Below are 22,046 nucleotides of genomic sequence, written 5' to 3' on the forward strand. Positions count from 1 at the left end.
GACTGGCTCATCAGGAACGTGTTTATGACGCTCAAAATTGCGTTTGCTGCCGTGCTTAAAGCGATGCGCGCGGGCAAAGGACTGACTCAAAGAAATCTCGCCGAAGTCAGCAGTCGAACATACGTCTCAAAATTGGAGCGTGCCCAGTCGAGCCCCACGTTAGAGATGATTACGGCGTTGAGTGGCCCACTCAATGTGAACCCTCTGACACTCGTGGCCGTTACTCTTTGCGCCGAGTCCGGGCAGTCCGTTAGCGCTTTGCTTCTTCGTACCCAAGAGGAACTGGCTAATCTAGCCCAAGAGGGCGTTCTCAAAAACCTGGTGATTTCGACGGGCGATGAGTTGCCGGTGCCACGTCCTTCAATTAAGCCATCAAGTAATCGCTCAGTTCCGAACTCCCAGCAAGTCGAATTCTGCTTCGCTGACTAGACGCCTCACCTTGCCGCATTGTCGTGAGCCGACGGCACACACGGCTAGGTGTCGTAGCACACCTACGGGCAGCCCCGGTAAGTCTAGTAATGCGTAATTTCGGCCTCGATCTATGGCTGAATCGCAGCTCCGGCTAGATGGTAGGAGTACGCTCGTCTAGAGTCCTCAGCTCACCCTGTTAATTAACTCGAAAGATCCCCATGACTAATCAATGGCTGCAGCACATTCTCCACCAAGTGATCGAAGTAGTGGAGCGAGCCGGCGTTCTGTTGGCAGAAGAATGCGAACGTCCGGGTGGACGGAGAGGATCAGCAGACAAAGCAGAAATCGATGTCGAGATTGAGTTTCTGCTCAGAGCCGAACTGCTGGCACTCGTGGATTGCGATTGGTGGGGCGAGGAAACAGGCCACATTCTTACTGGATATCCTTTCTGCTGGGTCGTCGACCCTAACGATGGCACCAGCGATTTTTTGAGGGGCCTTGCAGGCTCTGCCATATCAGTCGGCTTGCTCCATGACGGCAAGCCCATCCTTGGAGTGGTGCACGCCCCTGTTACGCCTTCGGGAGTTTCTGACTGCATTGCCTGGGCAAAGGGCATGGATCATCTGCTCAGAAATAACAATCGCATTGTTGTCGACCTCTCTGATCAAAAACTTTCCGAGACTGCCACCGTAATGGTTAGCGCAGCAGCTACTGGCAAGCCCGAAATCAATAACCAGTTGTGCGCGCCGGCAGAGTTTTACGCGATGCCTTCCATTGCATATCGGCTCGCTAAAGTTGCTGCGGGAGACGGGGTTTGTGGTATCTCGCTATACCCTGTTAGCGCTCATGATGTAGTGGCTGGTCATGCGCTGTTGAGTGGTGCCAAGGGGGTGCTGATTGGCGAGGATGGAACTCCAATTCAATACACAACTGAGGCCACCATGGCGAAGGTATCCGGACGTGTATTCGGTGGCGCACCAGATGCATGCAGCGAGCTCAATAAACGGGACTGGAATAGGGTGTTTGAGTAATGCTGACTGCATGCAAAAATTCAGTCAGACGGCTTATTCCTGCAGACCGGCGTTTGGCACGCCCTTCGGGCCAGCTGTCGTGAATCAAGCCAGCCATTTTCAATGGCTATCTTGCCCCTCCGGGCTTCCATCTTCGTGCCTGCGCGCTCCGCTTGCCTGACGTGACAGTCCAGTAACACATCAGTCCCAGCTGCAGCATTTGGGCAAACATGTATTTCTTCAAAAAACATCGCTTCAGGCTCAAGGTTTTCCGAAACCAACCGTTTGTGATGGATAAGTACCTTTTTTGAGCGATGGCTTTGACCCTCTCTACACATGACTTCGCACAGCGCCTGAGCGGTGCCTTGTCGCTCCCCTTCACGATTCTCGGCAACCGACAACGGCGCACATGGGAGCGGCTGATCAGCTACATCGAATCGTCAACCTGCACATCCGAATTCGATAAAGCGGCGGCCTACGCTGAGGGCTATGCACATGCATTGGCCGATAGCGGCCAGATCGATATCTCCACAGATCGGGATTTGCTGATCATTGAAACGGTGGATGCATGGCGATGCTCCCGTACGTACCCAAATACTTCGACCAACCTGAGCTACCCAGGAAAACCATGACTTCCTTTTTTAAACGCTACGCCGACGGCGGAACATCAGACCTACACATCCATATGCCGCAGCGTCTTCTGCCCACGACCGTCAGTCATTCTCCCCTCGAGGTCTTAGTCGGCCATTGGGAAAAGTATCTGGTAGACCCCTCCTCCGTGCGTGAGCAGTTTCCGTGGGCGGCGCGATTCGTTATGGGCATGCCCGTTCCATCGTGGGCGCGCGGACTGGAGTGGAACCTAGGGCAAAAGGCTCGCTTTATCTCTGCTGTGTGGTCAGGCGCGGATCTGGGGAGCTACCTCACGAATGACTGGTACCAGCCAGAGATCACTGGCAGGGCATTGGCCGAAAACAGCGAGATTCTGGTTGATGGCCAACAACGTCTGCACAGCCTGGAAGAGTATCTCCTCGACCGGTTGGCGATTCCTGATGCACAAGGGCAGCCAAGGATTTGGTCTGAGCTCGGCAATGGCGAGCGGAGGCGGTTTTTGTCGACGATCTTCAGCCATATGAGGGTTTCTTCTGGCGACGAGGCGGCACTGCGCAGGACATACGATCTTTGCGGGCTGGGCGTAGTGCCTCGGTCATTTGATCAACGAGCTGTTCGGTAACCTTTTAATCAAGGCGGTCGGGCGTATCCCTTCGGGAGCGGCTGTTTTAAACCGAGCCCCGCTACGCTAGGTCTCGGCCCTTCGGGCTTCCATCCTTACGCTCTTCGACCATCATGGTCGGCGCGCTCCGCTTGCAGAGCGATCCGACTTACCTTCTTGCTTGGACATTGACTACCGCTCCCACATACTGCTGAGCATCCGATCAAAGATGAGGCCGGGCACATGGGTTGGCTTTTTTGGAAAGACACGCGCCCTGAGTGGGTTCAGGCGGAGGAACGGGAATTCATCAAGGCTGCGAACCGCTTAAAGACGCTCCAGGTCACGCCTCGCGGTGGCATACGCATTGACCCCGAGGAGCTCAGGGATCAGATCCTTGCGGCCCGTGAGTTATACAAAGACCTGGTTAAAAAATAGCGATACCGAAAGGCCAACCAAATCGGAGCCTCAACCCGCGTAAAATAACCTCTTTGTCACCCACCCCCGCCCTGCTAACCCCTACTTGTTCGAGGGCAGGTAATTTGGCGGCGTCGCTCCGCTTGCTTTAGCTTAAAGGTGGTCGAGCGTCTCCTTATCGCCCACACCAACCAACGTAAAAAGAAGGCTCCAGTACAGCTACGGAGCAGCTTCCTCATTAATGCGCTAGACGCATACCCCTCCTGGATTGCATCCAGTCAGCATGGATCGGAGTCATTCCTAAACGGTCTGTTCGACCACATGACGTGACAACGATCCAGGTGCGGCCCGCCCCCTCAATTTAACATTTCGATATTTCTTGGAAGGCTCTAAATAATTGCTCGCTCAGCCAGACCGCATCATCTTCAGTGAACGAGTAACACATAAAGGGGAAGACCAACTCAAAACCTCCGCCCTCAATTGTGCAGGCCACGATTGACGTGGTGCCTGAAGGTGAACCTTCACAGACGTCTTCGGTCGCGTCTTCAATCCTAATCTCGCCAGAAGCCGAATACTGAAGGCCGCGTACTCCAGTCGTCCTGCGAATCTTGAACAATCCATTCAGTCGATTTTCTCCGTCGGATTGATCACTTTCCTCGTCACCATCAATTGCCAGTGCTTCTCTGAGGCATGATGAAATCTCTAGTGCTACCTCGGGAGTGACGCTGAACTTTACGATGTCTAGCTCAATCATGATTCGCGCAGTCGGAAGCAGTTCGATAGCGCATGTATACGTTTCATCAAAATCCAGTCCACGCCACGAATCAAATTCTTTAGAAACACGAAAATCAGAGAAATCTTTTGAAGTCTGGTAAATGCTCATCGAAACGCCCTAGAATTTTTGCTCTTATAACTACAAACGGATGCGTTTCGAGAAACTTGAGGTATTTTCTGGAATTATATTTAGATGGCCAAGCGGAGAGTTTTCAAGTGCTGTCACTCGGCTCAAGGGATCGCACCATCAGCCATTTTCAGTGCCTTGACTTGAGCCGACAGTCAGTCGACGGTACAGGTCGCCTAAAAGACGAGCATCCAGCAGCGCGTGATGGGGAAGTTCTGGGAGCGTCATGTTGCCAATATCATCCGCTTCGAGATGTCTAAATAGCTGGATGAGGTTTGCTGGGCGATTGGTAACGTGAGCTGGCCAACGGTGATCTACATAGGCCAGTTGGCAAAAGAAATCCCAGTCCCAATCCGGGGCGTCGGAGCAAATCTCGAGCGGGCCTTCAAGGTTGCTCAGGAAAGCGAGCAGTGAGGATTGGGCTTCGACCAAGGTTTGCCCGTGCGCCGCTAGGTTGAGCTGAGGCAGCACGTTCAGGATCACGAAATCGCTGCAGTCCCCCACTAGATATGTATCTGTGAGCTCGACGTAAAACTCGTGCCCGGCTTCGGACACGAGCGCCAAGGAAATCAGCTTCGTATCTCGGTTCAGCTGTGTGAACTCACAGTCCAAAAATAGCTTCATCTGCTCCTCCCTGTGAGTACCTGGTTCATGCATGCCGGTGTACCTTTTGCAAAACGACCAAAGCCGACTGATTTCTTTTATGACTTTAACCTATTGCCCTGACGAGTCTATGTCTGCACTCACAGCTAGGGAGGTTTGCCAGGCGCTGCGCGATTCGATCTTTGGGCGAAGCGTGACGGCTAGAGCAGGCGCTCAGGATTGGGACAGGTTTGGTGCAGATCCAATTGCGCTACTGAGCACTTGGGAGCATCGGAGTCTCGAGCTGATATCGAAGGCCCTTCGATTAGACCATAGCGTGTCCCTTTACAGCCCGCTGTCATGAAAGCCATTCTCTTTCAATCTCGCCCCTATCGGGGTTCCGTGTTCATGCCGGCGCGCTCCATCGCCCCGGTCGCTGAGACATGACGTACAACGAATAACTTTCATCGTTAAACACGCCGACTTTCGCTGGTGAGATCCGCGATGTCATAGACCTGAGTGGAGAATCGCCTTCTGTCCAGATTTCTCATGTCAGGACGGTACCAAGCGCAACCGCTGTAGTATCATTCTGGCACTACACAGCCATTCGAAAGGGATTCAGATGCAGAAGCTGTTCGAGGATATTACTTGGAGTGAATGCCTCACGGTAAAAACCGATTGGGTTGAAAACTACTTCCATCGGATCCCCGAGGCGCTTGATCTCAAAGTGCGAGCTCACGCTTTGTCTCTGAAGTTTTCTGGAAACCGCCAGGAAAGCCTAGCGCTAGCAAAGTATGTCGGGAGCAGAATCGAGCATTACGTTTTCGACCGTAAGGAGCTTGATGACTACAAAGCGAGAGACGAAAACGCTTACCCGATGGCGTCAAGCTTCTTCGCAAATACAGACCCTGTTTATGACGGGAAGTACGGCGAGCTAATCCTCTACCTTTTGGTCGAGGCCATTTTTCAAACGCCGATGGTGTGTCACAAACTTAGTCTTCTTACAAACGTTAAAGATCAAGTTAAAGGTGGTGACGGAATATTCTTTGGACAAAGGCATAATAACATCTCGATTCTAATTGGAGAATCGAAGATCTATCAGGATCTAGGCGGTGCAATCAGCAGCTCTTTAGACTCCATTGACAGGTTCAACCAAAACCACCTCCCAAGCTCGTTAGATCACGAGCTATTTATTGCACGATCCAACATCTCGAAAAACTTTACTCTCGAACAAGCAAACGCGCTATTAAAAGCATTTCGCCCCGGCACGGATGAATACCAGGCCTGCAACAAAATCTTTCCTATCCTGCTCATATACGACGATAAAAATATCGACAGCATTGAGGAGAAGGCTAGCAACAAAGAGCATGCTGAAGAGCTTGTAGCCGAGTGGATCAAAGAACATTCCGACGAAGCGGTGAACACAATAAGAACTCGCCTGCAAAACAAGTCAGAGCTACGCAAACTATTCCTTGAGTTTTTCTTAGTCCCAATGAGCAGCGTTGAGACCTTCAAGAAGACACTCTTTAAGCAAATTCACGGCATTGAATTTAAAGCTCAACTCAAAGAACCAAAGGCAGCTAGGAAGGCGAAAAAATGATTAGGGACTCAGAAAGTCTACCCCTCGAAGCCTCTAGGGATAAAGATTTCGTAGAGACTTACGACAATTTGCTGAAGCACCTATTTCTTAGCAAGCAGGCAGGGGTGACTGAGGAGATTTCAGTTTCTCCTCAAAAACTCCAGCATGCAACATGGCTCGCATCAATAATTTCACTCAGCAAATCCGAAGCATTGAAGAACCTCGCCAACTCCTTCGGAGCCCTTCTATATCTCTACGCCCCAACTAATCCTACATACCAGCGCGCTTGCTACATCCTTCAATCCAGATCTGGAAACTTGCTATCAAGCAAGCACATTCCGAATATATTTGCAGATGGCAAGTACCTAAGCAGCTTCGGCACGCTACTTGACCTAGAGCTAGGTACAACAAGGGGACGCCTGACCCATGAGTTAGCAGGCGCTGGCAAATTTGTATTCACCGACTACCAGGCAAAGCTCTGGTACGCGATCCAAAGCGGATCGAACGTTGCGATCTCGGCTCCAACTTCTGCAGGCAAGTCGTTCATCATCAGACGCTATATTGTTGAAAAACTCAGAGCTAATGCTGAGACAGCGATATTCATCGTACCTACAAAAGCGCTAATCAACCAAGTTAGCATGGACTTCAAGTCAGACCTTAAGGACGACGCTCATGTATATACCACATACCGCCCTCAGGAAGAAGACGGCAAATCTACTATCTATGTACTAACACCTGAGCGATGTAACAAGCTACTTCAAGACAAGACAACAAGAGCTCCTTCTATCATATTCATTGACGAAGTCCATAACCTCGAAGCAGAAGGTCGTGGAATGGTCTTTGAAAACTGCCTATATGGTCTGGTAGCCCGTTTCCCTCAAAGTCAATTCATCTTTGCCGGCCCTTTTATTGAGGATATCGTTACCCCTCTAAAGGAACTCTCAGGACTAGAGATCATAGACGAGACGACAGTCGCCACTCCAGTATTCCAAGTGAGAGCAGCAATTACATTCTTACCTAGAAGTTTAACAGCTGAGTATAGAATTTTTAGCCAGACCGGCAATATAATATCTGGCGACACGAATTTGACCAAAAAGCTCTTTTCCAAAGCAAAAATAAAAAAAGGCGAAGCGATTGCAACGTTCCTGCAGAATCTTAAACAGGGCGAAAGTTGTATAATTTTCGCCCCTCGAAAAACAACTGCAGAGAGTTGGGCCCTCGAACTACCTCGTTCGAATAACGCTAACGTTGAGCAATCGGAAGCTATCGGTGAACTCATCGACTTTCTACCTGAAGAAATCCACCCTGATTACTCGCTCATCAGAACCCTAAAGAACGGTGTCGCGTTCCACCACGCAGGGCTGCCTGATATCGCAAGGATTGAGATCGAAGAGTTATATTCGCAGGAGGCGATTACAAGCCTAGTATGCACCTCTACCCTTCTACAAGGTGTTAACCTACCAGCAGACAAGCTTATTGTTATCAGCCCCAAAAATGATACAACCCCGCTAACCCCGTTCGAGTTCAAAAATCTAATTGGCCGAGCCGGACGCATTAGCACTAACCTTTATGGTGAAGTCTACTGCCTAGAGGTTAAGGACGAAGAGTGGGGAGAAGCAAGGCTCACTAACGACGATAAGACGAAAATCAAACCAAACACTACTGCAATTCTACAGGAACATGCTGATACACTCATTCGACTCGCCACAGCGACGCGCAGCGAAATTGTCGAGGATTTAGAGGGTGGAAATCTTTACACGACCATTTGTTATCTGAGGCATTTGTTCGTATCAGATGAAAAGCACTTCGACCGCATACTCGACACCTCTGAGATAAGCGACGAACGACGCAAGCTGCTTGAAGGGCAGCTAGCAGCAATTAAGGATCAGCTATCCATTCCCCTTGAGCTTCTCCGCCAGAATCCTTATGTAGATCCATTACTACAAAATCAGCTTTACCTGGATATTTTGGCGGATCCATATGCTTGGATACCTACTAGCTTTCCAAACTCTAAACGCTCAACGACGCCATCCGAGGAAGTTGCATTCGAGGATCAAAGTTTCTATGAGCAGTTCGATGATATCGCTCGACGGCTCGATGCTATTTTCCACATAGAAGCTGAAGTCAACTCCAAGTGGGGTGAATATATCGGGATCGGGCCATTAGTTTATGATGCATTTCAGTGGATGTCTGGAAAGCCACACAGATACTTCATTGACAAGTTTTTAGACAAACTTTCTAAAAATCCTGAAGCTATTAATCAAGGCGATGAATCCGACAGTGGCTCAAAAAGGAGGAGCGTGGATAGAGCTGCTAGCCATGTCACCAAAAACATTAGCAGTAACATCACATTCAAGCTAGTCAAATACTTTTCGCTTTGGTCAGATATAACGAGAGCCTGCCTGCCTGAGGCTGAACATGAAGAGCACGCTTATGCTCTTAGCCTCCCTTCCATGATAGAACTTGGAAGCTACGACCCTAGGGTTTTAGAACTTATGTCACTTGGGATAAATAGAAGCATTGCGCTTAAGCTGCGGAAGGATCTCCCAAAAAATGTGGAGAATATTGAAGAATGGTTAAAAAAATATAACACCTCCCGTTTGTCACCTCTCCTTCGCAGGTATCTTGAGCGCTCAGGGCTCACAAAACAAAACAATTTATAAGCCGATGGTTTTCACATAGGAGGAGGCTTGCCAACTCCTATTTGATACATATCCCATTAAATTCTATTCTTCAACATATCGCCTTGAACGTCGTCACTCTCACCTGCGCTTGAGACAAGAACTCTGCTCACCGTTTCGAGGAACGACTCTTTCGACGCTGTAGCCTGGTCTAGCAAGTTCTGCTTATGCAACGAAACGAACAAAGCTATAGAGTAAGCCTGACAGTTGATAGATTTCTCTGGATTAAATTCAATGTCGGTAAATGCCGAATACGACAAAATTTCGTCAATCACATTCATAGGCTGCTTTTTCAGGGCATTAATATATAACCAATCATAAAAAGCCGTGCGAGGCTCGAGTTGCCAATCTGTACCGTAGAAGCTGAACCTCACCAACCTGCCTGAATTCTTTATTCTTTCATCCAGCTTTGCTTCACGTGAGGTTCGAGTGAACAAGTCCTTGAAAGGGCCGCCCCTTTCAAAAACTTTACTTCCTTGGAAGGCGCATTCCACGCTCATCGTAAAATTTTGCTTACGGGTAGTAAAAGTTAGATTGAAAGCACTCAGCGCGACTCCAAGTTTATCCTTAGACTTACTTGACACCTCTAGTATTTCCCTGACTACTGGAATCGTCTCCCTAGCAGAAGCGTGCAGCGAGTCAATCGAACGCTGCTTCTGAGCCACAGACATGCCTGGGAACCACTTGAAATCTATCGAGGTTGTCCGCGCAAGGGTCTCTGCCCCGGGCGTGGGTATGAAGACGGGTCTGGATGCCATCAGTACAACCTTACAAATGAGCGAGCAGCAAAAAATCCACCATTAGCGCTTTGAGTCAACAGGTCTCGATTTCCGCAGAGCCCAGCATGATTGTTTCGAGCGAGTTGACTTTGAAAAGCTACGCCTGTGATGAGATTCGGTTCAATTCGGTCGAAGACTAACACTTCAGCTTGAGGATCTGTAGGATCGAACGGTTTCAGCCCTTGTTGCTGGCGTGTGCCCAAGCCTTCGATTTCGTCGAACATGCCTTGGAAAGCTGCCAGCGTCCTCAGATTCTCGAGTGGCTGCTGGGCCATCTCGTTGGTAGCAGCGTTTCGTTGACAGAAACCACAGTCCTTCGTCCAGAGCACTGATGGATGTATACGCAGGACGACCCACTCCGTATTTGGAAGCTGCCGATATTTGTAGAACATATGATAGTTAGGAAACCCGATAGAAAGCGATGTGCCATCGAGGTGTCCGTCAAAGCGATTTTCATCATTAATTACTGGACGGCTCCGTAAAGTGCCATGCTCGGTTACAGCGTAGAGGCCGTGCTGGAGGATCGAGGGGAGATTGACGAGTCTGGTGAAGTGCAGGAGGAACGCAATCGTGCGTTCCTGGCTGAAAGCTTGAATTTCGGGTCTTGGCATAGCAGGCACCTGCGAGGTTGCATGGATGCGTCTAGCCTAGTTGAGCAAAACGAATATGCAGTGGCGCAACGCCATCGCCAATGTAACCAAATACTTCATTTTCTCAGCAGTCCAATGTCACGTCCGCGCGTCAGGACGGCCTCACACGCATTGACGCTGGTATGGAACGCGAGGTCTCGGTATTTTATGTCCCGCATCGCTGCCCCAGCGCTTCAACCTCAGGCTTCCTGACATTAGGCACATAAACTGAGCTCACTGCTTGCAGCACGCGCGTTCAAGCTCCGTCGCTGCTAGCTCATCGGGTCGCGCATCTGCCATGTGATGAGACTTCATGGAGTTTAATAACTTGATCTTAACTCGCAAGTTTCAAGCGGAAGCATGATCATGAATTTCCGGCCAATGCTCGATTTTGACCTCAAACGCGTCTCCCGCGAAGACTACATAACAGGCAAGGCCGCCATCAATTTCCCTCATCCCGGAAGCACCACAGGTGGGTGGCATTTCCTTTCGTATTTTGATCGGGAGTCCGGCGTGGCTAAGGTGTCGTTGGCAGGCATCCATTATCCTGACACCACAGCCTACTTTGGTGAGCTTGGCATCATCGACGTAACCGATGAGCTAGCAAAGCGTGGATGGTCTGTGGATGGCCATCGCCTGTTCATGGCAGATCACTACAGAGCCGCTGCAGACATGATCGTGAGATGGGCACTGAGCGAGTCCAACCACTGCAGCGTCGAGATTGATGATTGGTTCCCCTCTCGTGCGGAGAGACAGCGACTGCTTGAGATTCTAGATACAGCAAGGCCAAAGCTTTCCAAGGTTGGCCGATGGCAAAAAGTGGACGCGTGGCTGCGTACGCAAGCCTTCAGCTAGGCGTGGCGCCCGGCGTGCCTACAGGCGGAGCAACGAACCACCTTGGGTAGCAACTCAGAAATAGGACGCAGACCTTCACAAATTTCACACCCTGCGCTCACACTTTCGTTTATGACCGCTGCCTGTGTCCTGATAAACCTCATACTCTTCCCAGCCGCCAGGTAAGGTCACTTGAGCCTCTATCTCATTTCGCAACCCAAGCAAAGTCATCGGATCCGCACACCGAAAGACGATTGAGGGTGCCAAATGACCACCGTAGCGCACGACATAGTAGCCCCACAGCGTATCTCGGGGTTGAATGCTAGAAGGATTGTCGGAATCGGAGTCAATCCGAGTCACAAAATCGCGAATCCTCTCTACCAAGCCAATCAGACTCTCAAAACTAGACTGGCCCTGATTGCGGCGCGTAATTGAATTGAGCTTATCGAAGAAGTTTCCATCAATGGTGGGAGTGACAGGGTACCTCGCCTCATCCACAACGCTCTTTGCCAGTCCTTTCAACTGACGATATTGGCTTTCAGCTATCGGAGCCCCTAACCGTTTAGCCAAAAGCTCGTATTGATGCCCATACACCCTCAGTTCTCGCTCAACCAGCTTCTCAGGGCAATATCTATAAAGTTTCACTAGACCGCCCTTCAGGTACATCTCGACGGCATACCCCAGTAGCAGCATGGACGACCGGGCGAGCGCATGATCTTTTGTAAACACCTCAGGGGAACGAGGAACCTGATCAGTAATGATCTGCCTAACCTCGTCCTTGTTGCGCAGCCACTGCTCTCTCAATGCCTTAGCTGCAATCAACAGGCCATCGCCCTCCTTCTTCCAATTCGAGAAGCGAAATATTCCTTGGCTGTTCTGGTTCACAACCTGTGAGTTCTGAGCTTCCATCGCCTATCTCGCATGTTAGTTCCAGCAAGCCCGCGTGCAGCGAGACCAATACTCAGCTGTAATCATCTAATGGCCATATTTTTTTTGTGAGACTCGTGGATTGAATCAACGCAGTTGTAACCGGCTTTGTTGCTATCGCAATCCCTAGCTGAGGGTCGGTATCCCCCCCTCTGATAGTTCAAGCTTCGAAAAAAACACGGCAGGTGTTCATCAAAGCAGTTGCGTCATTTAGAGCTCGGTGGTGCCTGGCTGTCGGCAGTCGCCGGTAGATTTCACTGGCAGCCTGCCGACCCACGAACACCTCCAAAGGCTTCAACTCGAAGGTAGGTCTCAGATCTGCTGCCTCATAAAGGACGTCGAACCAAAACACGTCTTGAGGTGAGTCGCTGCAAAGCACCTGCCCTGAAAACAGCTGATTCATTCGTTCCGCCACGGTGTGTGGGGTATCACCTTCCTGAAGCAAATGATCCTGAGTGAGACCATGCATGTCTTGCGCATCGAACGACCAGTGCGTCCAGTACCGGACTGGCTTGATAAGCGAGCTGAAGGAGGTCTCACTCGACACGACGGCGACCTCGATAGGATAGCTATCAGGAGCTATTCCAGAGGCTTCAAAATCAATAAAAAACGAAGGCCGTTCCACCTTGTTGCTCCTGTTTGAGACTGCGATTTTCAGCGGCTACACCTACTGCTTGTGTGTTTGCGCAGCCATCGCTCGAACTAGCCGTTCTAGCTGTTAGCAGCCTGTGCAACTCGGTGAGTTTGCAGATGCTGCATCTCACGCTCCCATTCAGTCAGGAATTTATCCCAGTCTGAAGCGTACGGCCCATCAACTAACCTGGTCGATCCGATGCTTGCCTGGTAGAAACGCTCTCTCCAGGGTTGCAGAATAGTCTGCTCCAAAATGATGTTGATTCCGGAGTCATGGCGCATCAACGAGACAGAGTTACGAACCTGAATGAGGTCGAGTGGCTTATCGCTACAGGGCGTGTTGTTTCGCTCTTGGTCGTCGAGATCATCGAGGATGAGAAGGAGGTCGGATGCACTGGGATCACCAGGATGGAAGGTGGCAAGCGCCCACAGAACCCTTCGCCTAGTTCTCTCACGCTCGCGGAATAAATCGCAGGTCATTTAAGCCTCCTTTTCACAAAGCAGGGCGGTGGTTATGGCGTGCCGCCTTCGGCGGATGGCTGGCGTGAACCGAGCCGTGGCAAGCCACGTCTCGTCCCTACGGGCGTCCATCCCACACGCCTGCGCGCTCCGCTTGCCCACAGGCCAAGATCCTTAGACTCGAGCCATAGTCATCCCTTTACTTTAGACAGCCAGTATCTCAACGATGAAAAAACAAAGATGCCATATTTGGTCTGCCGAGCATTGAAACCTACAATTGCCGCGATCAATGGGCTTGAGCCTGTTCCTCCCCCTTGCATTCTGCCAGCGAGCGCATGCTTCCCTTCTGTATGCGACTAAGCTCCCAACAACCTTGTTGTCAGCGATCAATCGTGGAACGTGGCAACGATCTTCGAACCCAGCGCCCATCAATCCATGCGATCAGACGGCGTAGATCTGAGACATGTCTCCATTAGCCCAGTCTAGGAGAGCTAGCCAAAGTCCATGGGGAATAGTCGTGCGACTCTCATGTCGATTGCGATATGAGAGTATCCGCAGCAGCTCAGGATCTCGCTCAATAATGACTTCGCATACGGAGCGTAGCGCCTCAAACGGGGCGGCGCTCATGCCAATGACCGAGCTGTGCTGCAGTTTACGTACAGATAGATAGGACTCCTCGATCTTGATCGGGTGTTCGTGAGCGATCTGCAATGCCAGAACACAGAAGCGGTCGGCACCAAGCGTCGAGGCGAGGCGCTCGATGGCTTCGAGCTCATGCAGGTTGTCCCTCGTTAAGGCTATCAGATTCCGCACTCTTCCCCCGGTAGCTCCTACCACTGTTCACTAATTCACTCTCCCACGGCCCACGACTCCACCTGCTAGTCAGGCGGCATTGCCCAGCGAACCTGGATCTTGCCGCGCTGTGAAGCAAGTGGAGCAAGCGTTGCACGTACCCCACCCACCGACAGACGTGTTACTTATAAAACTTACTGAAGCGGCTCGAAAGAGTTGCTGGCTCAATGGTTTCCCAGCTTTCTGGATCCGCCGTAACGCTGAACATTAGCCAGGCCCGCCACAGGAAAAAAGCAGCGACCATACTCGCTTCAATTGTCGCAAATACAGTAGTGTTATACATGTAATTCGGATCATCTTTGCCAAAGAGCATCAGCACTGGAAATATCGATGCAAACCAGCCTGCAACGAATGTCAGACAAAAAGCTATAGCAGCCGTAAATGCCATAAAAATAGGAACTTGATATCTATAATGAGTCGCGAACATTTTTTCGCCACTCTCTTTCTGAAGTCCATATATAAAGCCGTCGTTTTCTTCTTTTTTTCTTTTGTTTTTAAAAACGCCGTACAACGTGACATTTTCGCCAGCCTCCAGCTCTTCGTAGAACTTATTCGTCAGCTGTAGTTTTGGTATCACGGCCCCATTAATACTGACATTAGCCTTATAACCTCCACTTATACGATCTGTATGCCGAACGTAATCGACTTTCCCAGAAAACTTCACGCAATCAAATTTCATTACTACCTATCCCTGCCTTCGCTTAAAAAAACGCATTCGGTTCATGCCAGAAAGCCTTCAATGATGGTTGCAGGTAGGCACGCGGAGGCCATTCAATGCACGCTCTATGGAGTGGCTCGCGTCAATGCCACCGAGCCATGTCCCACCAGCCCGCTTTCCTGATCAAACCATCGCCCCTGACGCCGTGACGCCTTGATCGACCACCGCCTGACGAACCTAACGCCACGATAATATCACTATGGTCTGTTTATCGAAACACGCTTGCCGTGGCTCTATCCTCAGTTTTGAGGATCCGACTCATGCATCTGAAAGAAGCGCTGGCAGGAGCATTGCGTGGAGCTCGTGCTCATCAGGGGTTGAATTACGAAGAGTTGGCGGGGGCGACGCACAGAACGTACGTCGGGAAGCTTGAGCAGGCCCGAGCGAATGCGACGTTGGAGAAACTGGACGAAATCGCTGACTACCTAGGCCTCGACCTTTTGACTATGGTCACTCTCGTCATTGCTGCGCAGGGTGAAGAACTCCCGTCAGAGGCCTTACAGCGTACTGCCTTGCGTGTCAGGGAATTCGAGATGTCTGGAGGGTGGCAGCTGGTGGAGGAACAATTTAGTGACGGAAAGCTCATCAGACGCTCCCAAGGAAAGCCTAAGCAGCCGCTTAATGCGGAATACATTCGAGCCTTGAAAGCGCAAGGTTTCGACAGGAAAACAATCGCTGAAAAGCTCGGCATTGCCAGAAGCACAGTCCAAAAATATTGGAATACATAAGCCTGCAGAACATCAGCAATCCTGCAATCTAAGCAAATCGCGGTTTATGGCGCGCCCTATCGGGTCGGCTGTCGTAAACCATGCCATGGCTGACGCCAACTCATGGCCCTCTGGGCTTCCATCCTCGCGCCTCCGGCCTTACTGGCCTGCGCGCTCCGCTTGCTCTCGTAATTTCCATCGACGGAAGAAAATCCAGGGATATCTTCAGCATTGCGCAATAGAGTGTAGTCATCCTGTCTGTCCATATTTCTGTTGGAAGGTGCAGTCGCGGGGTGGACAATAGGGTTTTGGTCACTTGATAGATGGCCATTGAGGAAGGAACCTTGGGGATCTAAGAGAAATGAGGGCCGAATCTGTGCGAGTATTTCGTAAATGAAGCATGTGAGACTAATACGACATGGAGAAAGCGCTGCGAACGCGGGCGAAGCCACTTTAGATCACGCGACCATTACTCTCACCCCGAGAGGAGTTGAGCAAGCGCAGCTGGTGGCATTGTCGTTCAAACATGCTCCGGCTCTAATCGTTGCCTCGCCTTTCACCCGAGCGCATTCAACCGCTATGGCGACCGCAGCGGTGTTTCCTCATATCCCTTTTGAAACCTGGCCCATACACGAATTCACTTATCTCGAACCTGCGCGTTGCGCTAATACAACCGTCGCTCAAAGACGAGAATGGGTTGAGGCGTATTGGGCCAAGGCAGATCCTGGTTTCACGGATGGTGAGGGCGCTGAGTCATTTCTAGATTTCATAGCAAGAGCTCAGTCTTTCTTGGAGTGTCTTGCAGAGCATCCCGCCCAGGACATTGTTGCGTACTCTCATGGCCAGTTCATTAACGCTGTAGCCTGGCTGATTGAGCGCAAACCGCTCGGCATTGACGGCGGAGCTATGGTGGACTGGCGTGAGTATGAGATCGCGAACCACGTGCCCAACTGTGGTGGTTACCTGCTATCGAAAGATCCCGACGAAGCCGGATGGAGAGTAAGCCGGTCAGCCGCCGAGGAGCCACAATTGGATGCCGCTTCGCGGGTGCCGGGCAGAGCCTATCAAGTCGTTCGTGATCCTGAGCGCCTGCTCATTGAAGAACGCGCTCAGGCCCTCTCAGCGGCAGGCTATCCAACGCCAGCTACTGATACGGCTATGTACGCCGAGGAAAGGCTGAAACAGGCCAGAGCGGCAGCGCATTCATCCCAGGTAGGTAGCATTAGCAAAAGCACTGCGGGTGAACTTTCAGCAAGAGAGGTATGCCAGGTATTGCGAGAGGTCACCTTCGAGCGGCGGACGATGACCAAGGTAAGCCATGCTTCTTGGGGTGAAATTTCTGCGAGTCATTTTTTGGTCAACGTAGACGGTTGGCAGATATCTATTTCCACCGACTGTGGCACGCTCGACCACTGCGAAGCGTGCATCAGCCGTGATGGACGGCGCTGGTCATTTGACTCGGGAGATCGATTTGGCACTGACCCTATTGCGTTGCTCAGCACTTGGGAACATCAGACGCTTGAACGTCTCCTAAAGACGCTCTAGGGAGCCAAGGTCGAGCGGGACTCTACGAGCGCGGCTGTCGTGAACCAAGCCTCGCCGTTGCCGAGTCTTGGCCCTGTGGGCCTCCATCCTCCCGCCTACGCGCTCCGCTTGCTAGTGGCCCCACGTCACCCCTACACAAGATTTGTGGCCCAATAGCCTCGTCGTACTCAGACGTGCTGCTTGGATGGAAGTGAGTTGTGCATACCAGCCCTAGCCCCCGCAGCCCAATATGGACAGTTCTAGAGGCGGGGGCGATAAACGTGAAAACGGAGCATCCCTATCGAAACGTTCTTTTCCTTGCTCAGCGGCGAAAGAGACGGTCTAGAACCAGCAGCGCTACTGCACCAATCGCGATTGCAGCAACCGGTTTCTCTTTGACGAACGTAGATACGCTGTCCAGCGCATCGCCATAGGTTTGGGTCAGCTGACCAGCAGCTTGACGTCCAGCACCTTCAGCTTCCAGCTTCGAATTACCAAACAGTTTTCCGACTGCGCTCTGCGCTTTGCCGGCAACCTTTTCTACAACGCCTTCAACTTGTTCGCTCTTCATGATTCACCAAACCTTCGTGTGTGATTGAGTAACCCAGAAAAACCTGGGCTTGAAGCAAACTGCACAGAGTTAGGGGAACGGGCGTAATGATTAGTTCAAAGTTGTTGAGCCTAAGGATTTGTCCGCAAGACACCTCACCATTCTTGTGCTGCGCTATGCTGAGCGGCCCTAAAGGAGATCACGCCAATGCCAAAGGAATACTCGTTGTCAGATGTGCTGGAAAGGATGTACGACAACCAGCTCTCTCTCGAAGCTGCACTCATGGAATTGACCCTCCATGTGGAGGCTCACGGACATGCGGATGTAGGAAACAACGTCCGTGGCGCCCTTGAAACCATTGGCGAAAACGCCGGACATATCAAGCAAGGTCTAGCCCGGCTCAAAAAACTCCCATGAGGCAGCCGCTTTTTGATTTTGATCTCAAATATCCGCGATCCTAGCCTAGATGATGAGAGCTATCTCTCAGGCCTACCAATCCTCCTTTCTCGGAAGTGCTCTGTAGACAAGGTCGTTTTTTAACCCTCTACTCAAGTTTTGAATTTCGCCTCCGTTTAAATAGTCATGCGACTTATTTTCTCAGGAATATCGAAACCATGAGTTCAAAACTCCCCCCAAACAGATTCTTCACCTTCAAGGATGGTTCGCCCGAGAGTGAGTTGGACGAAGTTAGGCTCGCCATCTTCACTCGGCCCGGCATTGCCGAGGGTGAAGTCGTAGACGATGACAACAGCTACGCAGTTCTCCTGGATACAGAATCCAATGGCGTAATTTCTATCAAAATCGATGAGTCGCGCTTTAGGTTCACGCCTAAGCAGGCGACGGCGCTAGCCTCAGCACTCACTGAATTATCGAGAGCTGAAGGATGACTTTCCGCCTTCCCTTTGGAGACGCGGCGATGTGAAACAGAAGCTCTTCATCATGGATGGGGGAGCTTTCGAAAAAATATTCCGATCGGGCTCAAGGTTTCTCAAAACTAACCGTTTTTCATATCTATGACATCTAGAGAAACCGGTTTTGAACCTACCAACGATCGTATTTGCACGCTCCCTGAAAGGCGCCGTGCCGTTTGCCAAGACCATCCAGGGTCATCGTCAACGCAGGGCGTGGGAGCGCTTGGTCAGCTACATCGCGTCCTCTGACTCCCCTTCCGACTTTGACAGAGCTGCAGCCTTCGCTGAGGGCTATGCGCAAGCGCTGGTCGACGGTGGGCAAATGGAAATCTCAACAGAGCGTGACTTACTGATCATCTCAATCGTTGATGAGTGGCGGCGTCAGAAAAAGGTCGAGCGCCTACTTATTTACCGGAATACCTGGGCCTAACTGGCAGCGGGTCAGATCGAGTAGATCTCCAACAATCTGGCTGACCCTCCTTACACTGGCATAAATCTGATTACTGACTTTGGCTCCACGAGTACCGATCTCAGTGGATCGTCTCATGCTGTCAGATCCCAGCAAAATCGCTCCTAGTGGCGTTCGTAGATCATGGCCTAGGATGCCTAGAAAGATATTTCGCGAAGCTTCCACTGCTCTTGAATAGCTGGCAATTGATTCGGCAAGCGCCTGATCAACGGCTTCGTGGAAACGGTTCATGTCCTCAAAATTTAGGGAGATGCCGGTTTTGAACTCCGCCAGCCATTGATTGAGGACGCTCGTTCTTAGCGCTCGGTACTCTGAGACCATCTGATCAATGGTGAAACCTGCCATTAGCCTAGTGACTGCATGAGTCTCAGCAGGGGGTTCTCCAGGGCCGGACGGCCCCTTACCATGGGACTTGGCCACCCGCTCTGTCATCGTCTGCTTCGTGCGCAGGTCAAGCGCAATCGCATGGAGCACCTGGCCGGCATGATCTCGCAACGCTTCTCTGTCTAGTGCGATTCCAGGCGTCTTAATGGTACGAGCGAAGTCTTCCCATCCTTGAAGAATCGGCTCTATATTTTTAACGATGAAATCAGATAAGCGCATGCAGGTGATCCAAAAAAGGATTTATCAGAAACCGCAGCAAGGTAATACGACATGCGCGAGCGGAGCCGCAATTGTAGGGGGTGGCGCAGAGATATCAAATGGCAATGTCGTCGATACCAAAGCTAGCATTCCTACATGTCCATGATGCTCTCTGCAGGCGAGCAACCATTGTGTGGGCCAGATAACTAGGCCTAACGGAAGGGGCGATGAATGCTCAAGTTCACTGCCGCTGGATACCTAATGCAAATTAGACAAAGGCTTCCAAGGCAGAGAACATATGAGCAGCATCGCTGCCTGAGGAGCTTCAGCAGAATGGTAATTTAGCGAGCAATCATCCCCGCCGCTTGTTCGGTGGCCTCGGTAGTGCGAGTTGCTAGCTTGCGAACCTCATCGGCAACGACCGCGAAGCCACGACCTGCCTCGCCCGCGCGCGCGGCCTCAATCGCCGCGTTCAGTGCCAAGAGATTTGTCTGGCTCGCAATGCTCTGAATCGTCCCAACGATCTGCGACAATTGAGAGATGTTTTCCTCAAGCGTCCGCTGATGCTTGACCTCTGCCTGTCGTAATGCCTCCTGCTCATGCTGCAAATGGACATCCACAAGGGCACCTACTACCCGAAGAGGTGCGCCGGAGGAGTCGCGCCGAGTCTGACCTCTAGCTCTGAACCACCGATACTCGCCGCTCTTCATCTTCAAGCGATACTCGATATCAAAGGGCGTTTTACCAGAACGGTCGCTCAGGTGAGCACCAAAGGCGTTGAGGCTTTGCTCCTTATCATCTGGATGTAGCCTTGACGCCCAGCTATCCAAAACATCTGGGAACTCCTCGGCACTTTCAAATCCGAGCAGTCGCCGGAATTGAGGAGACCACCAGAAAGGGTTCTTTGGATTTACCGGGTCTCCCGAAATAACTTCCATATCCCACAACCCGTCCGAGAGCATCTCCCTGGCCAGCTCAAATCTGGTGATGATTACGTCGTGCTCCTGGTCGCGCTCAAGCTGGTCATGTATATCACGCAGAGAACCAGCTACGCGTATAGGCATCCCGCGATCATCCCGTAGAGTTTCTCCTTGGGCGTAGAACCAACGGTATGAGCCGTCCTTCATCGCTAGCCGATTTTTCACCTTATAAGGTGTTTGCCCGGACTTATCGTTTAGATGGCGGGCAAAAGCATCAAGAGTGGCTTGCTTGTCTTGCGGATGCAGACGATCAGCCCAACTGGCTAAAACATTTGGGAAGTCGCGCTCGTCTCTGAACCCCAGGAGGTTTCGTAGTTGCTGAGACCACCAAAAACGATTTTTAGGATTCACAGGGTCGCCAGCGACGACCTCCATATCCCAAAGCCCCTCGCTGGAAGCTCGGTTCACAAGATCAAACCTGACTTCGTGGGCATGCGCGGACAACGCAGCTTCGCGAAGCAGCTCACGGGCTGCTTCCAATTCCTGCTCAAGCTCATGTATACGGGTCTGGGAGTCGCGATCAAGGGAGTCAAAAGCCTTCCAGGCATCAAGCACAGCAGCGCGTTCAGCGCACCCCTCTACTTGTGGCGGTACCCGGCCGGTGATTGCAGCAACCAATTGTTGAATAGCGCGACGATCACGGCGCATTTTGAAGAAATTAGTCATGAAGATTGGACTCATAAATGTTACGGGCCCTATCCGTGGCACCTTGCCATCTATATCGTCATGAATAAAAAAAACTGTACACGATTTTAAATTTGTACATGTTTCTCTCACGATTATTTTTGAGCTCGACGAAAACCTTCGACTGATCCCTTCACTAAAGTGAGTAAGCAGCGGGGTATAGAGCGCCAATATTAATTACAGGAAGGTCGAAACGCGCTCACTGGCCGCAAGGGAAGCGCGCAGGCCGGCACAGCCGAAGCCGTGAAGGATGGACGCCCGAAGGGTCGAGATACGGCGGGACGCGGAGGCTTGGTTCACGACAGTCTGTCCGCGAACAGCGGATCGCCGACCGAGGTACGTCAGTAAGATCTTGCAGCTCGACTCTACAGCACCAGCGCCGTGAGCCGAAACTGCGCAAAACAAACGCCCTCCTACATGAATGCCAAAAGCGCCAGACCTCTCACAAGTTCTACTATCTATTCAGCCCAGCTTTTGTTTCGCACGTTGCTCATTCCTCGTATCGGAGCCACAAATACGTCCGACCAGAGATCGCCTGTGCGACTTTGCAAACGCGTGCTTGTAAGTCTTCATCGCTAGTGTTGTAGAGAGCACAGAAGTCTTTGGCTACAACGTTAGCAAGGGAAATATCGGGCGGCTCGGTACGAATAAAGCCGAGGTAAGATGCCCTCACGCCCATCAACTCATAGCCATGCGCCTCGGATAAATGACGCGCAACTGCAAAGTTTTCGCAGGATCCAAGTCGGAGGTAAAATAGCCATTCGGAAACACAGCAAGTGCCTGGCAAGACTGTTGAAATGGAACAAGGAGAGCTGAAATAGGCTGATCTAGAAGAGATGGGGTTATTCTGATAAGCAATTCATTCGTGCAGAGCCTGCTCATCAAGGGTCAAACCATAAGCGCAAGCATCTGCGATAGAAGTGGCTGCAATCAGGTTCATGAAATTTCGAAAGCGGATTGCCAACTCCGCTTTCGTAGTCGCATAGCCTATGTATTCACCATTCTCGAAGCACTCTAGAG

The 22,046-nt window shown here is 51.2% G+C and carries 21 protein-coding genes and 4 pseudogenes; 13 read left to right on the forward strand and 12 right to left on the reverse strand.

What is annotated here, in order from left to right:
* Positions 1-24 precede the first annotated feature (24 nt).
* From Q8X51_RS18015 to Q8X51_RS18030, 4 genes are all read left to right on the forward strand, one after another.
* Positions 25-429: a helix-turn-helix domain-containing protein gene (locus Q8X51_RS18015; protein ID WP_407694041.1), complete on the forward strand. Its 405-nt coding sequence runs from the start codon at positions 25-27 to the stop codon at positions 427-429.
* Positions 430-629: 200 nt separating this feature from the next.
* The gene (locus tag Q8X51_RS18020) at positions 630-1,442 is read left to right on the forward strand and encodes an inositol monophosphatase family protein (protein ID WP_407694040.1); all 813 of its coding nucleotides are present in this window, start codon (positions 630-632) and stop codon (positions 1,440-1,442) included.
* A gap of 293 nt (positions 1,443-1,735) precedes the next feature.
* A complete protein-coding gene (locus Q8X51_RS18025; protein WP_224795539.1) occupies positions 1,736-2,053 on the forward strand; it encodes a hypothetical protein in 318 nt (105 codons plus the stop codon).
* Entirely contained in the window at positions 2,050-2,652 is a 603-nt protein-coding gene (locus tag Q8X51_RS18030; protein ID WP_407694039.1) for a hypothetical protein, read from the forward strand. The genes Q8X51_RS18025 and Q8X51_RS18030 overlap by 4 nt, the downstream gene beginning before the upstream one ends.
* A 754-nt stretch (positions 2,653-3,406) precedes the next feature.
* Here the strand turns inward: Q8X51_RS18030 and Q8X51_RS18035 are convergent.
* Both Q8X51_RS18035 and Q8X51_RS18040 read right to left on the reverse strand, forming a co-directional pair.
* On the reverse strand, positions 3,407-3,928 hold the full coding sequence (locus Q8X51_RS18035) for a hypothetical protein (protein ID WP_407694038.1): 522 nt from the start codon (positions 3,926-3,928) through the stop codon (positions 3,407-3,409).
* 138 nt (positions 3,929-4,066) lie between these two features.
* Entirely contained in the window at positions 4,067-4,603 is a 537-nt protein-coding gene (locus Q8X51_RS18040; protein ID WP_407694037.1) for a hypothetical protein, read from the reverse strand.
* Between the two features lie 547 nt (positions 4,604-5,150).
* Between Q8X51_RS18040 and Q8X51_RS18045 the strand changes: the two genes are divergently transcribed.
* Both Q8X51_RS18045 and Q8X51_RS18050 read left to right on the forward strand, forming a co-directional pair.
* Positions 5,151-6,128, forward strand: a complete 978-nt coding sequence (locus tag Q8X51_RS18045) for a HamA C-terminal domain-containing protein (protein ID WP_407694036.1) — start codon at positions 5,151-5,153, stop codon at positions 6,126-6,128.
* On the forward strand, positions 6,125-8,770 hold the full coding sequence (locus Q8X51_RS18050) for a DEAD/DEAH box helicase (RefSeq protein ID WP_407694035.1): 2,646 nt from the start codon (positions 6,125-6,127) through the stop codon (positions 8,768-8,770). The genes Q8X51_RS18045 and Q8X51_RS18050 overlap by 4 nt, the downstream gene beginning before the upstream one ends.
* A 56-nt stretch (positions 8,771-8,826) precedes the next feature.
* Here Q8X51_RS18050 and Q8X51_RS18055 read toward each other — a convergent pair whose 3' ends face one another.
* Both Q8X51_RS18055 and Q8X51_RS18060 read right to left on the reverse strand, forming a co-directional pair.
* Positions 8,827-9,546, reverse strand: a complete 720-nt coding sequence (locus Q8X51_RS18055) for a DarT1-associated NADAR antitoxin family protein (protein ID WP_407694034.1) — start codon at positions 9,544-9,546, stop codon at positions 8,827-8,829.
* Positions 9,546-10,178, reverse strand: coding sequence for a DarT ssDNA thymidine ADP-ribosyltransferase family protein (locus tag Q8X51_RS18060; RefSeq protein ID WP_407694033.1), 633 nt, complete (start codon positions 10,176-10,178; stop codon positions 9,546-9,548). Before Q8X51_RS18060 ends, Q8X51_RS18055 begins: the two co-directional genes overlap by 1 nt.
* Positions 10,179-10,556: 378 nt before the next feature.
* On the opposite strand from Q8X51_RS18060, the gene Q8X51_RS18065 reads away from it, so the two are divergent.
* Positions 10,557-11,051: a hypothetical protein gene (locus tag Q8X51_RS18065; protein ID WP_407694032.1), complete on the forward strand. Its 495-nt coding sequence runs from the start codon at positions 10,557-10,559 to the stop codon at positions 11,049-11,051.
* Positions 11,052-11,135: 84 nt separating this feature from the next.
* On the opposite strand, the gene Q8X51_RS18070 is transcribed toward Q8X51_RS18065, so the two are convergent.
* From Q8X51_RS18070 to Q8X51_RS18085, 4 genes are all read right to left on the reverse strand, one after another.
* On the reverse strand, positions 11,136-11,939 hold the full coding sequence (locus tag Q8X51_RS18070) for a hypothetical protein (RefSeq protein WP_407694031.1): 804 nt from the start codon (positions 11,937-11,939) through the stop codon (positions 11,136-11,138).
* Between the two features lie 178 nt (positions 11,940-12,117).
* Positions 12,118-12,582: a hypothetical protein gene (locus Q8X51_RS18075; protein ID WP_407694030.1), complete on the reverse strand. Its 465-nt coding sequence runs from the start codon at positions 12,580-12,582 to the stop codon at positions 12,118-12,120.
* A gap of 86 nt (positions 12,583-12,668) precedes the next feature.
* Positions 12,669-13,070, reverse strand: a complete 402-nt coding sequence (locus Q8X51_RS18080; protein WP_407694029.1) for a hypothetical protein — start codon at positions 13,068-13,070, stop codon at positions 12,669-12,671.
* Positions 13,071-14,022: 952 nt separating this feature from the next.
* Positions 14,023-14,580: a hypothetical protein gene (locus Q8X51_RS18085; protein WP_141126517.1), complete on the reverse strand. Its 558-nt coding sequence runs from the start codon at positions 14,578-14,580 to the stop codon at positions 14,023-14,025.
* Between the two features lie 299 nt (positions 14,581-14,879).
* Here Q8X51_RS18085 and Q8X51_RS18090 point away from each other — a divergent pair, with 299 nt between their 5' ends.
* From Q8X51_RS18090 to Q8X51_RS18100, 3 genes and pseudogenes are all read left to right on the forward strand, one after another.
* A complete protein-coding gene (locus Q8X51_RS18090) occupies positions 14,880-15,347 on the forward strand; it encodes a helix-turn-helix domain-containing protein (RefSeq protein WP_407694028.1) in 468 nt (155 codons plus the stop codon).
* 372 nt (positions 15,348-15,719) lie between these two features.
* Positions 15,720-16,328: pseudogene (locus Q8X51_RS18095) on the forward strand (histidine phosphatase family protein); the annotation flags it as partial.
* 156 nt (positions 16,329-16,484) lie between these two features.
* Positions 16,485-16,871 (forward strand): DUF7693 family protein, encoded by a 387-nt coding sequence (locus Q8X51_RS18100; protein ID WP_442094196.1) that lies wholly within the window; start codon positions 16,485-16,487, stop codon positions 16,869-16,871.
* A 301-nt stretch (positions 16,872-17,172) separates the two neighbouring features.
* Here Q8X51_RS18100 and Q8X51_RS18105 read toward each other — a convergent pair whose 3' ends face one another.
* Positions 17,173-17,421 carry a CsbD family protein gene (locus Q8X51_RS18105; protein ID WP_407694027.1) on the reverse strand — a complete coding sequence of 83 codons (249 nt, stop codon included), beginning with the start codon at positions 17,419-17,421 and terminating at the stop codon, positions 17,173-17,175.
* A gap of 186 nt (positions 17,422-17,607) precedes the next feature.
* On the opposite strand from Q8X51_RS18105, the gene Q8X51_RS18110 reads away from it, so the two are divergent.
* From Q8X51_RS18110 to Q8X51_RS18120, 3 genes are all read left to right on the forward strand, one after another.
* A complete protein-coding gene (locus Q8X51_RS18110) occupies positions 17,608-17,817 on the forward strand; it encodes a hypothetical protein (RefSeq protein WP_407694026.1) in 210 nt (69 codons plus the stop codon).
* 197 nt (positions 17,818-18,014) lie between these two features.
* The gene (locus tag Q8X51_RS18115) at positions 18,015-18,287 is read left to right on the forward strand and encodes a hypothetical protein (protein ID WP_407694025.1); all 273 of its coding nucleotides are present in this window, start codon (positions 18,015-18,017) and stop codon (positions 18,285-18,287) included.
* 148 nt (positions 18,288-18,435) lie between these two features.
* A complete protein-coding gene (locus Q8X51_RS18120) occupies positions 18,436-18,741 on the forward strand; it encodes a hypothetical protein (RefSeq protein WP_407694024.1) in 306 nt (101 codons plus the stop codon).
* On the opposite strand, the pseudogene Q8X51_RS18125 reads toward Q8X51_RS18120, so the two are convergent.
* From Q8X51_RS18125 to Q8X51_RS18135, 3 pseudogenes are all read right to left on the reverse strand, one after another.
* Positions 18,715-19,383: pseudogene (locus Q8X51_RS18125) on the reverse strand (histidine kinase dimerization/phospho-acceptor domain-containing protein); the annotation flags it as partial. The gene Q8X51_RS18120 and the pseudogene Q8X51_RS18125 sit on opposite strands and share 27 nt — an antisense overlap.
* A 329-nt stretch (positions 19,384-19,712) precedes the next feature.
* Positions 19,713-19,940: pseudogene (locus Q8X51_RS18130) on the reverse strand (methyl-accepting chemotaxis protein); the annotation flags it as partial.
* 45 nt (positions 19,941-19,985) lie between these two features.
* Positions 19,986-21,023 (reverse strand): annotated as a pseudogene (locus Q8X51_RS18135) (PAS domain-containing protein); the annotation flags it as partial.
* Positions 21,024-22,046: the final 1,023 nt, after the last annotated feature.

The sequence above is a fragment of the Pseudomonas sp. Yb2C2 genome (assembly GCF_052112325.1).
Taxonomy (GTDB): Bacteria; Pseudomonadota; Gammaproteobacteria; order Pseudomonadales; family Pseudomonadaceae; genus Aquipseudomonas; species Aquipseudomonas marginalis.

Coding starts and splice junctions, on each gene's coding strand:
- Q8X51_RS18050 (WP_407694035.1), top strand. CDS start 6,125: ATGATTAGGGACTCAGAAAGTCTACCCCTCGAAGCCTCTAGGGATAAA.
- Q8X51_RS18030 (WP_407694039.1), top strand. CDS start 2,050: ATGACTTCCTTTTTTAAACGCTACGCCGACGGCGGAACATCAGACCTA.
- Q8X51_RS18105 (WP_407694027.1), bottom strand. CDS start 17,421: ATGAAGAGCGAACAAGTTGAAGGCGTTGTAGAAAAGGTTGCCGGCAAA.
- Q8X51_RS18035 (WP_407694038.1), bottom strand. CDS start 3,928: ATGAGCATTTACCAGACTTCAAAAGATTTCTCTGATTTTCGTGTTTCT.
- Q8X51_RS18070 (WP_407694031.1), bottom strand. CDS start 11,939: ATGGAAGCTCAGAACTCACAGGTTGTGAACCAGAACAGCCAAGGAATA.
- Q8X51_RS18025 (WP_224795539.1), top strand. CDS start 1,736: ATGGCTTTGACCCTCTCTACACATGACTTCGCACAGCGCCTGAGCGGT.
- Q8X51_RS18090 (WP_407694028.1), top strand. CDS start 14,880: ATGCATCTGAAAGAAGCGCTGGCAGGAGCATTGCGTGGAGCTCGTGCT.
- Q8X51_RS18020 (WP_407694040.1), top strand. CDS start 630: ATGACTAATCAATGGCTGCAGCACATTCTCCACCAAGTGATCGAAGTA.
- Q8X51_RS18015 (WP_407694041.1), top strand. CDS start 25: ATGACGCTCAAAATTGCGTTTGCTGCCGTGCTTAAAGCGATGCGCGCG.
- Q8X51_RS18055 (WP_407694034.1), bottom strand. CDS start 9,546: ATGGCATCCAGACCCGTCTTCATACCCACGCCCGGGGCAGAGACCCTT.
- Q8X51_RS18085 (WP_141126517.1), bottom strand. CDS start 14,580: ATGAAATTTGATTGCGTGAAGTTTTCTGGGAAAGTCGATTACGTTCGG.
- Q8X51_RS18040 (WP_407694037.1), bottom strand. CDS start 4,603: ATGCATGAACCAGGTACTCACAGGGAGGAGCAGATGAAGCTATTTTTG.
- Q8X51_RS18065 (WP_407694032.1), top strand. CDS start 10,557: ATGATCATGAATTTCCGGCCAATGCTCGATTTTGACCTCAAACGCGTC.
- Q8X51_RS18060 (WP_407694033.1), bottom strand. CDS start 10,178: ATGCCAAGACCCGAAATTCAAGCTTTCAGCCAGGAACGCACGATTGCG.
- Q8X51_RS18110 (WP_407694026.1), top strand. CDS start 17,608: ATGCCAAAGGAATACTCGTTGTCAGATGTGCTGGAAAGGATGTACGAC.
- Q8X51_RS18080 (WP_407694029.1), bottom strand. CDS start 13,070: ATGACCTGCGATTTATTCCGCGAGCGTGAGAGAACTAGGCGAAGGGTT.
- Q8X51_RS18115 (WP_407694025.1), top strand. CDS start 18,015: ATGAGTTCAAAACTCCCCCCAAACAGATTCTTCACCTTCAAGGATGGT.
- Q8X51_RS18045 (WP_407694036.1), top strand. CDS start 5,151: ATGCAGAAGCTGTTCGAGGATATTACTTGGAGTGAATGCCTCACGGTA.
- Q8X51_RS18100 (WP_442094196.1), top strand. CDS start 16,485: ATGTACGCCGAGGAAAGGCTGAAACAGGCCAGAGCGGCAGCGCATTCA.